A 13025-nucleotide genomic window follows, 5' to 3' on the forward strand; every position below is an offset into this window, starting at 1 on the left:
GGTTTTACGCCACCGGCAAAATGCTCTTAAGCAGGTATGATGATGTCCGCTACCGTGTCTCCACTCGCTCCGAAAACCTTTGCCACGATGCCGGCTCTCCGGGGCGTGCGCATGGCGACGGCCTCCGCCGGGATCAAGTACAAGAATCGGACGGACGTCTTGATGATGGTCTTCGACAAGCCGGCGGCCGTTGCGGGTGTCTTCACGCGCTCGAAGTGCCCGTCCGCGCCGGTTGATTTCTGCCGAGCCAACCTGCCCCATGGCGTGGCGCGCGCCGTTGTCGTCAACTCCGGCAATGCCAATGCCTTCACGGGCATGAAGGGACGCCAGGCAACGGCGCTGACGGCGAAGTCGGCGGCTGCCGCCGTGGGCTGCGCGGAGAACCAAGTCTATCTGGCTTCGACCGGCGTGATCGGCGAGCCGCTGGACGCGACGAAATTCGCTGGCGTTCTCGACAAGATGCATGTGGAGGCGACCGGGGACTTCTGGTTCGAAGCCGCCAAAGCGATCATGACCACGGACACCTATCCGAAGGTCGCCACGGGAACCGCCGACATTGGCGGCGTGAGGGTGACGATCAACGGAATCGCCAAGGGCGCCGGGATGATTGCGCCCGACATGGCGACGATGCTTTCCTTTGTCGTCACCGATGCCGATATTGCTCCGATCGCCCTTCAGTCCCTGCTTTCCGACGGGGTCGGGCCGACCTTCAATTCGATGACGGTCGATAGCGATACGTCCACTTCCGACACTCTGATGTTGTTCGCCACAGCTGCCGCTGCGGAAGACGGTCAGGTTCGTGTCGAGCATGCCGACGACCCGCGGCTTGCCGGCTTCCGCAAGGCGCTCAACGAAGTGTTGAAGGACCTGTCGCTGCAGGTCTGCCGCGACGGCGAGGGCGCCACAAAGATGCTCGAAATCACCGTGACGGGCGCCGAGAGCGATGCGGCTGCCAAGCGCGTCGCGCTCTCGATTGCCAATTCGCCTCTCGTGAAGACGGCCGCTGCAGGCGAAGATGCCAATTGGGGCCGCGTCGTGATGGCCGTCGGGAAGGCTGGCGAGATGGCCGATCGCGACCGGCTCGCCATCTGGTTCGGTGATATCCGGGTTGCGGTCAACGGCGAACGCGACCCCGATTATTCGGAGGAAGCAGCCTCGAATGTCATGAAGAAGCAGGACATTCCGGTCAAGGTCGATCTCGGTCTCGGTAAGGGCGAGGCTACGGTCTGGACCTGCGACCTCACAAAAGAGTATGTGGCGATCAACGGCGACTACCGGAGCTGATCGTCATTGTCTGAACCATTGTCACAGAAAGCAAATCTGCCACTCGTACGCAGGCTGGAAGCTGTCGGTTTCCGGGCGTGGCCGGCCTCGACCGTGCAATATGATGGCAGCTGGCAGATAAGGCTGACGGCTGGCCATCCATCAAACCGCCTGAATTCGATCGTGCCGCTCGATCCGTCCGATTATCGCGATGCCGTGGTCCGGCTGCAGAAGGCAAGCCGCAAGTTTGAAGCCTATGGTCGCGCCGCCGTTCTGCGCCAAACGCCGCTTGCCTCGCCGGTGCTGATTGATTTCGTCAGAGAGCAGCAATGGACGCATTTCGACGAGACGGTCGTCATGACCTGCGAGCTGGCGCATGCCGAGCTGCCGGACACGCTCGATCATCTCCCGACCCATGACGTCGGCCGCTTCGTCGATGCCAATCTGGCGACGGATCAGGCTCCCGTGAAGCTGAAGCCCGCACTTGCGGAGATCATCAACGCGATCAAGCCGCCGTGCGGTCTCTTCATGATCGAAGACCCGGCAACCGGCCCGCTTGCGACCGTGCTATGCGTTCAGGACAATGATCTCGCCGGCATCATGTCGCTCTCGGTGGCCAAAGAGCGGCGCCGTGAAGGATTAGGCCTTGAAATACTGACTTCCGCGCTTCGCTGGGCGCGCATGCGAAGCGCCCGCTCCGCGTGGCTGCAGGTAAAGGCAACGAACGCGCCGGCGCTGGCGCTCTACGAACGCCTCGGTTTCCGCGAAGCCTATCGCTACAGCTACTGGCGGCAGGAACAGGCGCAATGAGCGATACCGGCAAGAAGATCGTCCTGGTTGCCGCCTGCGCGCTGATCGATTCCGACGGCCGTATTCTTCTTGCGCAGCGGCCCGAAGGAAAGTCGCTTGCCGGTCTGTGGGAGTTTCCTGGTGGAAAGGTCGAGCCGGGCGAAACGCCGGAGGAGACCTTGGTACGCGAACTCGAGGAAGAGCTGGGCATCAAGACCAAGGTTGCCTGTCTCGCGCCGCTGACATTCGCCAGCCACAGCTATGACACATTCCATCTGCTGATGCCGCTCTATGTCTGCCGGCGTTATGAGGGCATTCCGCAGGGCAGGGAAGGCCAGGCTCTGAAATGGGTAAAACCCATGGCTCTCAGGGACTATCCGATGCCGCCCGCCGATGAGCCGTTGATCCCGATGCTGCAGGATCTCCTTTAGCGAATTGTTACTTTCTTAGGGCAAAATGTTGATTTCGGCAGTGACCGTTAATCGATCATTTATCACCTTCTGCCAAGTATCGGCCTCAATCAAGCAACTCGCGTATCTGTAAAGGGCTTGACGCATGGACGACGATTTCTGGAAAGCTGTCCGGGAGAAAGAACAGAGCTCGAATGCCTCGCGCAGGACGGGCGCGCTCAACCTTGCCTTGCTCTTCGGGACCGCAGTCGTCGCCTTGACGCTTATCCTCACGCCGATGCTCGCCGACAAGTCCAGGTCAAGCGTTTTTGCCAGTGCGCCGGCTGAGTTCGATACGATCACGACCGGATCGATTCCGAAAGAGGAAAACGGCAAACGATATACGATCCGCCGCAGCGTTCTGCAGGAGACGCCGGGCTCCGTCTGTGTGGTCCAGGGGTACGGCTCAGGCACGGGCTGCTGACGAAATTGGATATCCGCCGATGGCGGGAAAGGTTGGGCATGCGTAGGCTGAGGGCTTTTGTTGCAGACGCGCGTGGCGCGACGGCCGTCGAGTACGGTCTCTTGGCAGCCCTGATTTCAGCGGCCCTTATCGGTGGACTGACAACCTTCGGCAACAGCCTGCAAGACACCTTCGACACGGTGTCCAACAACCTCGCCAATCACGCGACGCTGAACTGAGACTCTGACTACGGCTTCAGCTTGTGCTCGTCCACGCGCAGAGCGTCGGCAAGCCGCGCCTTCGCCGAGCCAGGCTGCAACGGCTTCTGCTGACTGTCATGCGGCGCCCACCCCGATGCATAGATGATCGAAAATGTCGCCCTTATCCTGCCGTCCGGATCGGAATAACGCTCCGCGTAGATTTCGGCTGCGCGGAGAAAGAATGCGCGGGTGAGCGGCTTCCGGCTGCGGGCGGCGAGCGGATTGGCCATGCCCATGGCGCGCAAATCCTTCATCAACGGAAAGATGGAATCATAGCGCACGGTATAGGTTTCGGCATCGATCACCGGCAACGCGAAACCGGCGCGTTGGAGGAGACCGCCGACGTCACGCACGTCCGGGAAGGGGATTATACGCGGGCTCGCGCCTCCGGTCATTTCCGCTTCCGTTGCAAGCAGGACGTCCCGGAGCTCCTGAAGCGTCCCCGCGCCGGGGATCGCCGCCAGAAACAGGCCATCCGGCTTCAGCGCGCGACGAATCTGGATGAACACGCCCGGCGTATCGTTGGTGAGATGCAGGTTGAGCGGCGCGAGAACCAGATTGGCCGATTGTGGTTCGAGCGGCAGATCCTCGAGCGGCGCCGTGACCAACGCTTCGCCCGGCGCGGCAAATTCCTGCTCCGTCTCTATCCGCTTCATCGCGCCAATCTTGCCGGTGGCAATCGCCGCCCGCGCCACTGCGCCGGTCATGCCATGCAGTTCCACCGCGGTTTCGAAATGGCGCTCGACGACAGCCAGCCGGTCGGCAAGCTCCTCGGCGGCGATATCCAGGAGGAAGGCGGCTTTCGGATCGGCGTTTTTCCGCGCACGACGGCGGTTTGCTGCGATCACGGCCCGGTCGAAGATCATGTCCATGCGATGTCCATAGTCCCGCAGGCGAAAGGCGGCAAGCCGGATTTTCCTTTTGCCGGGAAACCGCTACTCTCCGCCGATGGGGCTCATCAATTTTGAACGGCCGAGGGCGGTACAATGGACGCATTTCCTGCGGCCGTTTTCCATGCTTGCCGACCTGCTCTATCCGCCGGCTTGCGCCGCGTGTGGTGTCATGACTGCGGATCACCGCGGGCTTTGTCCGAAATGCTGGTCCGGCGTGCGCTTCATCGAGCGGCCTTATTGCGAGGTGCTCGGGCTGCCGTTCTCGCATGATCTCGGCTCGGGCATCCTGAGCGCCGAGGCAATCGCCAATCCGCCGGTGTTTGATCGCCTTCGCTCGGTCGCAACGCATGATCACGCCGTCCGCGATCTCGTCCATGGCCTCAAATATCGCGACAGGACCGATCTGGCGCCGATGATGGCGGGCTGGATGTTTCGTGCAAGCGACGGCATGGTGGAGGTCTGCGATGCACTGGTCCCGGTTCCGCTTCACCGGGGAAGAATGCTGTCCCGCAAGTTCAACCAAGCGGCAGAGCTTGCCCGGCATATCGCTCATCTGTCCGGAAAGCCCTTGTTGCCCGCCACGTTGCTGCGCGTCAAGCGCACCACCCAGCAGGTCGGGCTCGGCGCAAAGGCGCGCGAGGACAATGTGCGGGGCGCTTTTGGGATCGCCAAGGGCCGCGAAAACGATGTCTTCGGCAAGCGGATCGTTCTTGTCGACGACGTTTACACGACCGGCGCGACCGTCGGTGCGGCAAGCCGCGTGCTTCGCAAAGCGGGTGCCGCGGACATAACGGTTTTGACCTTTGCAAGGGCTCTTTCAGAACCTATATGACAAAAACAAAAACGGCATCCATCCGGAGACCAAGCATGGCACCCGTCACCATCTATACGCGGCAGTTCTGCGGCTATTGCGCCCGCGCCAAGTCCCTCCTTACGGAGAAGGGCGTCGACTATGTCGAACATGACGCGACCTTTTCGCCGGACCTTCGCCAGGAGATGATTGGCAAGGCGAACGGCCGGACGACCTTTCCGCAGATATTCATTGGCGCGCAGCATGTCGGCGGCTGCGACGATCTCTACGCACTCGATCGGGCCGGCAAGCTCGACCCCATGCTGGTAGGCTGAGGAAGACCGATGACGTTCAAGGCCGCTGCCATTCAGATGTGTTCAGGCGTCGATCCGGCGAAAAACGCCGCCTCGATGATGCACTTGGTGCGTGAAGCAGCGGCCCAGGGCGCAATCTATGTGCAGACGCCGGAGATGACCGGCATGCTGCAGCGGGACCGGGCCGCGGCCAAGGCCGTGCTTCGCGACGAAACCAACGAGATCATCGTTAAAACGGCATCCGCACTTGCCGCTGAGCTTGGCATCTACGTGCATGTCGGTTCGACTGCGATCGCGCTCGAGGACGGAAAGCTCGCCAATCGCGGCTTTCTCTTCGGCCCGGATGGCAGAATCCTCAATCGCTATGACAAGATTCACATGTTCGATGTCGATCTCGACAACGGCGAGAGCTGGCGGGAGAGTGCCGCTTATCGTCCCGGCTCGGAGGCGCGCGTCCTGTCGCTGCCTTTCGCCGACATGGGCTTTACCATTTGCTACGACGTTCGGTTCCCCGCGCTTTTCCGCGCCCAGGCGATTGCCGGTGCGGAAATCATGACAGTGCCCGCCGCATTCACCAGGCAGACGGGCGAGGCACATTGGGAAATCCTGCTTCGCGCCCGCGCCATCGAAAACGGCGTTTTCGTCATTGCCGCAGCCCAGGCTGGCCTCCATGAGGACGGCCGTGAGACCTACGGCCATTCGATGATCATCGACCCATGGGGGAAGGTGCTGGCTTCCGCCGGCGGTGCGGGCGAGGCGATTATTGTGGCGGACATCGATCGAGCTGCGGTCAAGGCTGCGCATGACAAGATTCCGAATCTGAAGAATGGGCGGGAATTCTCGATCGAAAAGATCCCGGGGGCAGTCGTGGGAGGCGTCGCCGCTTGATCCGTTATTCCCTCAATTGCGAGAATGCCCACGAATTCGAAGCCTGGTTTTCCGAAGGTGCCGATTTCGAACGCCAGCTTGCGTCAGGCTTCCTCACCTGCCCGGTTTGCAACTCCACATCCATATCGAAGCAGCTGATGGCCCCTTCCGTTTCGACCGCCCGCAAGAAGGAGGAGAAGAAGACGCTGGCGATGGACACGGTGCGCCGGGAAGCCTTCGAAGAGCTCAAGAAAGCTATCGCGCACGTCAAGGCCAATGCCGAGGATGTAGGCACACAATTTCCCGAAGAAGCCCGCAAAATCCATTACGGCGAGGCGGATGCTCGCGGCATCATCGGACAGGCGACGATCGACGAGGCTCGGGCACTGGTCGAGGAAGGCATTGAAATTGCGGCTCTTCCGGTGCTGCCGGACGACGTGAATTGATCGTTTATTCGGGCCGCTTCGCCAGCAGCATGTAATTCACGTCCATATCCTTCGACAGGTTCCACTGGTTTGCCAGCGGATTGAAGAAGACGCCGGTGCGCTCGATTATCGTCATGCCGCTTGTCGCAAGCGGCTTTTCCAGCTCTTCCGGGCGGACCAGCTTTTGATACTGATGCGTGCCGCGTGGCAGCCAGCGGAGGATGTTCTCGGCGGCGAAAATCGCAAGAGCGGCGGCCTTCATCGTGCGATTGATCGTGGCGACGTACATCAGCCCGCCGGGACGAACCATTTTCGCGCAGGTCGTCATGAAGAAATCGACGTCGGCGACATGTTCGACCACTTCCATGTTCAGCACGATGTCGAAGATCTCGCCGGCTTCGGCGAGCTGTTCGGCCGTGACCGCACGATAATCGACCGCGACGCCCGATGCCTTGGCATGCGTCGAAGCGATGCCGATGTTTTTTTCGGAAGGATCGGCGCCAACCACGGTTGCACCCATGCGGGCAACGGGTTCTGAAAGCAGACCCCCGCCGCAGCCGATGTCGAGCACGCGCAGGCCTTCCAGCGGCCGCGGGTTCTTGGGGTCACGGCCGAAATTCTCGGCGGCCTTGTCGCGGATATAGGTCAGGCGCACCGGGTTGAACTTGTGCAGTGGCTTGAACTTCCCGGTGGGACTCCACCATTCCGCCGCCATCGCGGAAAAGCGGTCCACCTCGCTCTGGTCGATCGTACTTTTTGCCGCATCGCTCATGCGCCTGCTCCTTGCCTTGCTCGTCCAGTGAAGTCGGACGATCGGCAGCATAAGTCAAGGGGCGGGCAGACGGGGAACGGCAAGACGCGCCTCGAGCGCCGCGCCCATCGCAAGAACATGCTCGTCGGCAAAGCGTCGCCCGACGATCTGCAGTCCGACAGGCAGGCCATTCGTGGCCAGCCCGACCGGCAAGGAAAGTGCCGGCAGTTGCGGCAGCATGTTGAAGGGGCAGGTCATGTCGAGCCCGACGAAACGGCCATCCGGATCGGTGCCGACATAATCATCGTCGCATTCGCTGGCGAGCGGCGCGGTGATCGCACAGGTGGGGCAAAGCAGCGCGTCGTAGGATTCGAAAAGCTTTGCCATATCGCGCCACATCGACGTGCGCAGCAGTTCCACGCGCTTGTAGGCGGTGGCATTCATCGAAAGTCCGCGTTCGATCGCAGCAACGATGGCGGGATCCATTTTTTCCCGGTACTCCGCGATTGTTTCGCCAAAGAAACCGGACATGAAAACGCACCAGAGATCGAACCATTCGTCGTTCACTGAGCGCGTCCAGTGCATCGGGACCTCATCGACGATGGCGCCCGCGCCGCGCAGTTCCTCGGCGGCGGCCAGTATGACCTGCGCGACTTCCGGCTGGATCCGGTAGTAGCCGAGGTCCATCGACAACGCGAAGCGTTTGCCTTCCAGGTTGCCGTTTCGCGCCACTTGCGACACAAAGCCGATCGGCAGCGAGGAAATATCCTCGTCGCTCGGGCCGCATGTCGTTTCCATGAAGGCGATGGCGTCACCCACCGTGCGCGCCAGCGGGCCGAAATGCGAGATGTTGTCGAAGAGGCTCGGCAGGATCGTCATCGGAATCCGCCCGAGACTCGGCTTCAAGCCGACCGTGCCGCAGAATGCCGCGGGAATCCGCACCGAGCCGCCCATGTCCGTGCCTTCCGCGAAAGGGACGACGCCCGTAGCGACCGCAACCGCCGAGCCCCCGGAGGACCCGCCGGAAGTCCGCGCTGGTTTCCACGGATTGCGGGTTACACCCCAGCGAGGGCTGCTGGTGAAACTCGCAAAGGCGAATTCCGGCGTGGTGGTCTTTCCCATCAGAATTGCGCCGGCGGCTTGCAAGCGCCGGATACAGAGCGCCGTTTCGCCGGGCACCCAATCGCCCTTGGTCCAGGAGCCCAGCGTCGTCAGATCGCCCGCGGTCGGGGTCAGATCCTTGGCAGCGAATGGCACTCCGTGCAGCGGGCCGACCGCTTCGCCGCGGGCGACGGCGCGGTCTGCGGCGCGGGCAGCTTCGAGCGCCTGGTCCTCACGGATGACGGTGAACGGGTTCAGGGTTTCGCATACAGCCTTCGCGCGCCGAAGCGATTCGGCCACCACGCTTTCGGAGGTGAACAAGCTCCTTCGGATTCCGCTTGCGATTTCCATTGCGGGAAGGTCCAGCGGATGTGGCGTTGCGGTTTCCAGTGGCGTGTTCATCGTGTCCTCTGCCAGTTCCATCGGGTCATTGCATTTTGGTGCCAAAGCGTGCTTGCTGCGCAAACCGTGTTATGCGGCTTTTTGATCGCCAGGGCCATTCATGAGTTCCGTTCCGAGAACAAGCACCCAGATGCCGTCCTTCGACGTCTGGAATGCGAGCCTTGCCAATGCCGCGAACGCTATCGGTTCGCGTAGCTTTCCAGACGCGTTGACTTCGGCGCTCCGCCTGCTTGCATCCTTCCAGATGATGAATGGTTTCATCTATTCGCCGGATGGCCATGCCTTCGATCTCTACAACGAGAAGATCATTGCCGAGCGCGCGATCATCGTCGATCGCTATCTCGCCGGTGCCTTCGTGCTCGATCCGTTTTACGACGCAATCCGCAACCACCGCAGTGAGCGGATGATCGTAATGCGTGAAATCGCACCGGACGATTTCCAGCAGTCTGAATATTACCGGCTGCATTACGCAGCGACCGAGATCGTCGACGAGATCGGTTTCGTCATGATGCTGGAGAACGGCTTCACCGCCGTGCTTTCGCTCTCGCGCACCGGATCGGCGCCCCTCTTTTCGACGGAGGATCTGGAGCGGCTGAAATCCGCCGCTCCAGTTGTTTGTGCTTTCGGTGAGCGGCACTGGTTTCACGTTTCCGGCCTTTCGCTGGAGATCAAGAATGCAGCACCTGCGGCGAGGATCGAGCATCCCCTTCTGACGAAGCGCGAGCTGGAAATCGTCACGCTGGTCCTCAAGGGGCATTCCAACCTCTCCATTGCCGCGGTCCTCGAGCTGTCTCTGAACACGGTCAAAGTTCACCGTCGGCAGATTTACGCGAAACTCAATATTTCCAGCCAGGCTGAGCTCTTCCGGCTCTTTCTGGCGTGAGACCGGCCCAATCGGCCGGGCCTCGTTTTGATGTTATTCGGCGAAATCCATCTCGGGAGGAGCCGCCTGGAACAAGCGCGTCAGGTAAGCGAGATAGACGATGCCTATAAGGAGCCAGAAGAGGCCGAGCATCTTGGCGTGAACGTCAAGCTTCCAGAGCAAGAAGAGATCGCAGACTGCAGCCAGAGCTGGAATGACCAGGCCGATCAGCGCGCCGAGCGGCTTCACCTGGGCATCACCCTTCATGTAGAGCGCAATCACCGAGACGTTGACGGCGGTGAATGCGAGAAAGGCGCCGAAGTTGATGAAAGAGGTCGAGGTCGTGACGTCCATCGTGAGTGCCAATAGACCGACGATGCCAACGAGGACAAGGTTCAAGATCGGCGTATGCCACTTCGGATGGAGGTTGCCGAAAAAGGAAGACGGCAGCACCCTGTCGCGGCCCATCGCGTAGAGCAGGCGGCCGACGCTCGCCTGCGCAGCGAGACCCGAGGTGAATTGCGCAACAACAAGAGTTGCAAGGAAGATCGTGACAAAGAGATCGCCGCCGATCGATTTGGCGATTTCAGTTGCTGCTGCGTCGACAGAGACGAAGTCCATGCCCGGATGAGCGAGTTGCGTGAAGTAGGCCGCGACGACGAATATCAGCCCGCCGGCAAGCGCCGTAATCAGGATCGCTTTCGGCATGGTGCGCTTCGCATCCTTGGTTTCTTCAGTCAGCGTCGAAACGGCGTCGAAGCCGAGGAAGGAATAGGCGGCGATCGCCGCACCGGCGACGGAGGCCGAGAACGGGACGTCAGCCTTGAAGAACGGTGTCGCGGAAACCAGGCCGCCCGGGCCGCTTGCTGCGATCACATAGCGTGCGGCGAGGAAGACGAAGGCGATAAGCACGCCGAGCTGCACCAGCATCAGAATAAAATTGACGCGGTTGGCGAAAGCGATGCCGACGACGTTGACAAGCGTGGTGAGCACGATGAAGCCCAGGATCCAGACATAAGCCGGAATGGCCGGAAAAGCGGAAGTCAGGTAGGCGGCACCGATCAGCCAGATGACCATGGGCAGGAAGAAATAGTCGAGCAGTACCGCCCAGCCGACGAGAAAGCCGACGCTGGGGCTGATCGACTTGCGGGCATAGGTATATGCCGATCCGGCCACCGGATAGACACGGGCCATGACGCCGTAGCTGATGGCGGTAAGCAGGATCGCTGCTGCCGCAACAAGATAGGCCATTGCCGTCGTGCCCTGGCTTACAGTCGCGAGCGCGCCGAAGGTGCCGAAGACGATCATCGGCGTCATGTAAGCCAAGCCGAAGAGCACGACGGACCAAAGTCCGAGCGCCCGGTCGAGTTTCACTCTATCAGTCATATGTTCCGCCTCCGCGAAGAGTTGTCGTTTGTTTTTTTGAAACTGCGCAGGTGCAGGTCATCCCTAGCTGTTCCGCGCAGGTCTCGCCTGCATTTTCTTATTATGAAGAAAAGATGAACGAGCGCGGGGCAGTCGAATATAACCCCAAAGTGTTATGTGGAGATGGTGGTACTCAGCCGTGTGCTTGCCGCAGGAAGTCATCCGCGGCCATCAACTCGAGTTGGACCGAAAAGCGGTTTCGCAGCAGTTCCAGCGAGGCTTCGTGCGTTTGGTCGTCGCCGCTGCAGAGGGCATCCTCGATGAGTATGATGCGGTACCTAAGGTCGACGGCCCCGAGCAACATCGCCATGACGCAGACATCAGTTTCGCCGCCCGTAATCACCAGCGTTTCGACTGCTTGCCTTCGCAAAGCAATATTGAGCCTGCCGTCGAGCCATGGGGAATAGATTTTCTTGTCGAATAAGGAAGCCGGCGGCACCAGCCTTTGCAGTGCAGGTACAAGCTCCAGCATCTCCGCCGGCAGATGTTCGCCGGTCATCATCCACCATTTTTTATAGTAATCGCGCCAAGAGCCTTTTGCCGCGTCCTTCGTTTCCGGCGTCAGGAAGCGCGTAAAAATGGTGCGTTCGGGGTAGCTCGAGGCGATCTCAAGCACCCGCGGCAGCACGCGATCCATCCACGCGACATGCCAAGGCGTGTCTTCCGCAAACAGACGTTGCATGTCGACACAGATATGGCGCCAGTTTTCGAGCGTGCCGCTATTCAATGGAATCTCCTTCGGACCCTCTAATTCGGCGTAGGGTCAAAGGGTTCCTCAATCTTGGTGAGGATGGAGTGGCGCACGTCCGGATCGATGAGGTGATGGCTCAGGGGATCGCAAAGATGCTGATTTCGTTGGCGATGCCGCGAAGCGCGACTTTTTGCGATATGGGATTGAGACCGCGATCCGTCAGAAGGTTGAAGGCGCTCGGGTCGCCAAGCACGGAGCCGGTGGCGAAGATTTCACGAGAGGTGGCAAGGTGCTGAACGCGCGAGGCGATATTCACCGTTTGCCCGAAGTAATCCTGCCGCTCGTTGAGGTTAACGGCGATGCATGGGCCCTCATGGATGCCGATCTTTAAAAGCAGGTCCTCGCTGCCGCGCTCGTCGTTGAGTTTGCGCATCGCCTCGCGCATCCGCATGGCTGCGACGACAGCGCGATCCGGAGTCGGGAACGTGGCCATCACCGCGTCGCCGATCGTCTTGACGACGGCGCCCGCCTCCGCTCCCACGATTTCGTTGAGGATACCGAAATGCGTTTTCACCAGATCGAATGCCGCCAGATCACCAACCCTTTCATAAAGCTCGGTGGAGCCGCGCAGGTCGGTGAAGAGGAAGGTCAGGCTGGTGATCTTCAGACGCTGGTCCACTTCTATGGTGTCCGTGCGGAAGATATCGCGGAATGTCTGGTTCGAGAGCAAGCGCTTGGCAGTCAGGAAGGGACGGCGGCGGCCAAGCAATTCGTGCAGCGCGTCGTTTGCAACGGCGACCGATGGCAACGTGCGAACATCGGTGTGGTTTTCCAACGAAATGCGCATCGGGCCGGGCCGCAGCTCGAGAGGCTCGCTGTGCCGGTGAGCTCGGTCGAATACGAGCGAAAGACTCTGTCGCTCTTTGGTCGGCTCGCCTTTGACATCGAGAAATTGCGCCGAGTGGGTGACCGGCTCGAAGACGATGACGAACTCTGCCGGCAACTGCAAGGAGATGACCGCCTTCTCGCCGGGCGGGAGTTCCAAGCATTCAACGATGAATTCGTCGATCTTTTCCTCAAACCCGTCCTCGGGCAGATCGACCCCTGAACTCCAGTAGATTTGCCGGTAATACTCCAACGGCGGCAACTCGTGAGGATTGTGGGCTTCAATGTGGCGTACACGGGGACTGACGGTGAAGGTCACCTCAACCATTTCGTCCAGCGTCGGCTCATAACCGGCCGCGCAAAGCGCGCAGCTATACTCGTCGCTCTGCACGGTCCTCAGGGAGGTATTGGCATCCAGCACGCCGCCGCAGCCTGGGCAGAGTACGTTCCATGAC

The 13025-nt window shown here is 60.6% G+C and carries 15 protein-coding genes and 1 pseudogene; 10 read left to right on the forward strand and 6 right to left on the reverse strand.

Annotated elements, in window-relative coordinates; genetic code table 11:
* Positions 1 to 42: 42 nt before the first annotated feature.
* From argJ to ACPYOJ_RS12000, 5 genes and pseudogenes are all read left to right on the forward strand, one after another.
* Positions 43 to 1284 carry a bifunctional glutamate N-acetyltransferase/amino-acid acetyltransferase ArgJ gene (gene argJ / locus ACPYOJ_RS11980; protein WP_481416450.1) on the forward strand — a complete coding sequence of 414 codons (1242 nt, stop codon included), beginning with the start codon at positions 43 to 45 and terminating at the stop codon, positions 1282 to 1284.
* A pseudogene (locus ACPYOJ_RS11985) lies at positions 1253 to 2073 on the forward strand (GNAT family N-acetyltransferase). Before argJ ends, ACPYOJ_RS11985 begins: the two are co-directional and overlap by 32 nt.
* Positions 2070 to 2483 (forward strand): 8-oxo-dGTP diphosphatase MutT, encoded by a 414-nt coding sequence (gene mutT, locus ACPYOJ_RS11990; RefSeq protein WP_168832587.1) that lies wholly within the window; start codon positions 2070 to 2072, stop codon positions 2481 to 2483. The pseudogene ACPYOJ_RS11985 and the gene mutT overlap by 4 nt, the downstream one beginning before the upstream one ends.
* Before the next feature lie 124 nt (positions 2484 to 2607).
* Positions 2608 to 2925, forward strand: coding sequence for a hypothetical protein (locus ACPYOJ_RS11995; protein WP_481416451.1), 318 nt, complete (start codon positions 2608 to 2610; stop codon positions 2923 to 2925).
* Between the two features lie 38 nt (positions 2926 to 2963).
* Positions 2964 to 3143, forward strand: coding sequence for a Flp family type IVb pilin (locus ACPYOJ_RS12000; protein WP_168832585.1), 180 nt, complete (start codon positions 2964 to 2966; stop codon positions 3141 to 3143).
* Positions 3144 to 3151: 8 nt separating this feature from the next.
* Here the strand turns inward: ACPYOJ_RS12000 and ACPYOJ_RS12005 are convergent, their stop codons facing one another.
* Positions 3152 to 4036, reverse strand: a complete 885-nt coding sequence (locus ACPYOJ_RS12005; protein WP_481416452.1) for a methyltransferase domain-containing protein — start codon at positions 4034 to 4036, stop codon at positions 3152 to 3154.
* 76 nt (positions 4037 to 4112) lie between these two features.
* On the opposite strand from ACPYOJ_RS12005, the gene ACPYOJ_RS12010 reads away from it, so the two are divergent.
* The 4 genes from ACPYOJ_RS12010 to ACPYOJ_RS12025 are packed head-to-tail and all read left to right on the forward strand — an operon-like array spanning position 4113 to position 6474.
* Positions 4113 to 4889 (forward strand): ComF family protein, encoded by a 777-nt coding sequence (locus ACPYOJ_RS12010; protein ID WP_481416460.1) that lies wholly within the window; start codon positions 4113 to 4115, stop codon positions 4887 to 4889.
* A gap of 35 nt (positions 4890 to 4924) precedes the next feature.
* Entirely contained in the window at positions 4925 to 5182 is a 258-nt protein-coding gene (gene grxC / locus ACPYOJ_RS12015) for a glutaredoxin 3 (protein WP_168832583.1), read from the forward strand.
* Between the two features lie 9 nt (positions 5183 to 5191).
* Positions 5192 to 6049: a carbon-nitrogen hydrolase family protein gene (locus tag ACPYOJ_RS12020; protein WP_481416453.1), complete on the forward strand. Its 858-nt coding sequence runs from the start codon at positions 5192 to 5194 to the stop codon at positions 6047 to 6049.
* Positions 6046 to 6474 carry a DUF1178 family protein gene (locus ACPYOJ_RS12025; protein ID WP_168832581.1) on the forward strand — a complete coding sequence of 143 codons (429 nt, stop codon included), beginning with the start codon at positions 6046 to 6048 and terminating at the stop codon, positions 6472 to 6474. Before ACPYOJ_RS12020 ends, ACPYOJ_RS12025 begins: the two co-directional genes overlap by 4 nt.
* A 4-nt stretch (positions 6475 to 6478) precedes the next feature.
* On the opposite strand, the gene ubiG is transcribed toward ACPYOJ_RS12025, so the two are convergent.
* Positions 6479 to 7225 carry a bifunctional 2-polyprenyl-6-hydroxyphenol methylase/3-demethylubiquinol 3-O-methyltransferase UbiG gene (gene ubiG / locus ACPYOJ_RS12030; protein ID WP_481416454.1) on the reverse strand — a complete coding sequence of 249 codons (747 nt, stop codon included), beginning with the start codon at positions 7223 to 7225 and terminating at the stop codon, positions 6479 to 6481.
* Positions 7226 to 7279: 54 nt separating this feature from the next.
* Entirely contained in the window at positions 7280 to 8707 is a 1428-nt protein-coding gene (locus ACPYOJ_RS12035) for an amidase (protein ID WP_481416455.1), read from the reverse strand.
* Positions 8708 to 8807: 100 nt separating this feature from the next.
* On the opposite strand from ACPYOJ_RS12035, the gene ACPYOJ_RS12040 reads away from it, so the two are divergent.
* A complete protein-coding gene (locus tag ACPYOJ_RS12040) occupies positions 8808 to 9590 on the forward strand; it encodes a helix-turn-helix transcriptional regulator (RefSeq protein WP_481416456.1) in 783 nt (260 codons plus the stop codon).
* 33 nt (positions 9591 to 9623) lie between these two features.
* Here the strand turns inward: ACPYOJ_RS12040 and ACPYOJ_RS12045 are convergent, their stop codons facing one another.
* The 3 genes from ACPYOJ_RS12045 to ACPYOJ_RS12055 all read right to left on the reverse strand — a co-directional run.
* A complete protein-coding gene (locus ACPYOJ_RS12045) occupies positions 9624 to 10955 on the reverse strand; it encodes an APC family permease (protein WP_481416457.1) in 1332 nt (443 codons plus the stop codon).
* Positions 10956 to 11127: 172 nt separating this feature from the next.
* Positions 11128 to 11676 carry a cysteine hydrolase family protein gene (locus ACPYOJ_RS12050; RefSeq protein ID WP_481416461.1) on the reverse strand — a complete coding sequence of 183 codons (549 nt, stop codon included), beginning with the start codon at positions 11674 to 11676 and terminating at the stop codon, positions 11128 to 11130.
* A gap of 145 nt (positions 11677 to 11821) precedes the next feature.
* The coding region (locus tag ACPYOJ_RS12055; RefSeq protein ID WP_481416458.1) for a DUF5939 domain-containing protein at positions 11822 to 13025 on the reverse strand (1204 nt) is incomplete at its 5' end.

The organism is Rhizobium sp. SVR5-9E (genome assembly GCF_056755095.1).

Bases quoted from the DNA above. Each gene is read 5' to 3' on its own strand.
- grxC (WP_168832583.1), top strand. From the start codon at position 4,925: ATGGCACCCGTCACCATCTATACGCGGCAGTTCTGCGGCTATTGCGCC.
- ACPYOJ_RS11995 (WP_481416451.1), top strand. From the start codon at position 2,608: ATGGACGACGATTTCTGGAAAGCTGTCCGGGAGAAAGAACAGAGCTCG.
- ACPYOJ_RS12020 (WP_481416453.1), top strand. From the start codon at position 5,192: ATGACGTTCAAGGCCGCTGCCATTCAGATGTGTTCAGGCGTCGATCCG.
- ACPYOJ_RS12010 (WP_481416460.1), top strand. From the start codon at position 4,113: ATGGGGCTCATCAATTTTGAACGGCCGAGGGCGGTACAATGGACGCAT.
- ACPYOJ_RS12040 (WP_481416456.1), top strand. From the start codon at position 8,808: ATGAGTTCCGTTCCGAGAACAAGCACCCAGATGCCGTCCTTCGACGTC.
- ACPYOJ_RS12035 (WP_481416455.1), bottom strand. From the start codon at position 8,707: ATGAACACGCCACTGGAAACCGCAACGCCACATCCGCTGGACCTTCCC.
- mutT (WP_168832587.1), top strand. From the start codon at position 2,070: ATGAGCGATACCGGCAAGAAGATCGTCCTGGTTGCCGCCTGCGCGCTG.
- ACPYOJ_RS12050 (WP_481416461.1), bottom strand. From the start codon at position 11,676: ATGCAACGTCTGTTTGCGGAAGACACGCCTTGGCATGTCGCGTGGATG.
- ACPYOJ_RS12045 (WP_481416457.1), bottom strand. From the start codon at position 10,955: ATGACTGATAGAGTGAAACTCGACCGGGCGCTCGGACTTTGGTCCGTC.
- ACPYOJ_RS12000 (WP_168832585.1), top strand. From the start codon at position 2,964: ATGCGTAGGCTGAGGGCTTTTGTTGCAGACGCGCGTGGCGCGACGGCC.
- ACPYOJ_RS12005 (WP_481416452.1), bottom strand. From the start codon at position 4,036: ATGGACATGATCTTCGACCGGGCCGTGATCGCAGCAAACCGCCGTCGT.
- ubiG (WP_481416454.1), bottom strand. From the start codon at position 7,225: ATGAGCGATGCGGCAAAAAGTACGATCGACCAGAGCGAGGTGGACCGC.
- argJ (WP_481416450.1), top strand. From the start codon at position 43: ATGTCCGCTACCGTGTCTCCACTCGCTCCGAAAACCTTTGCCACGATG.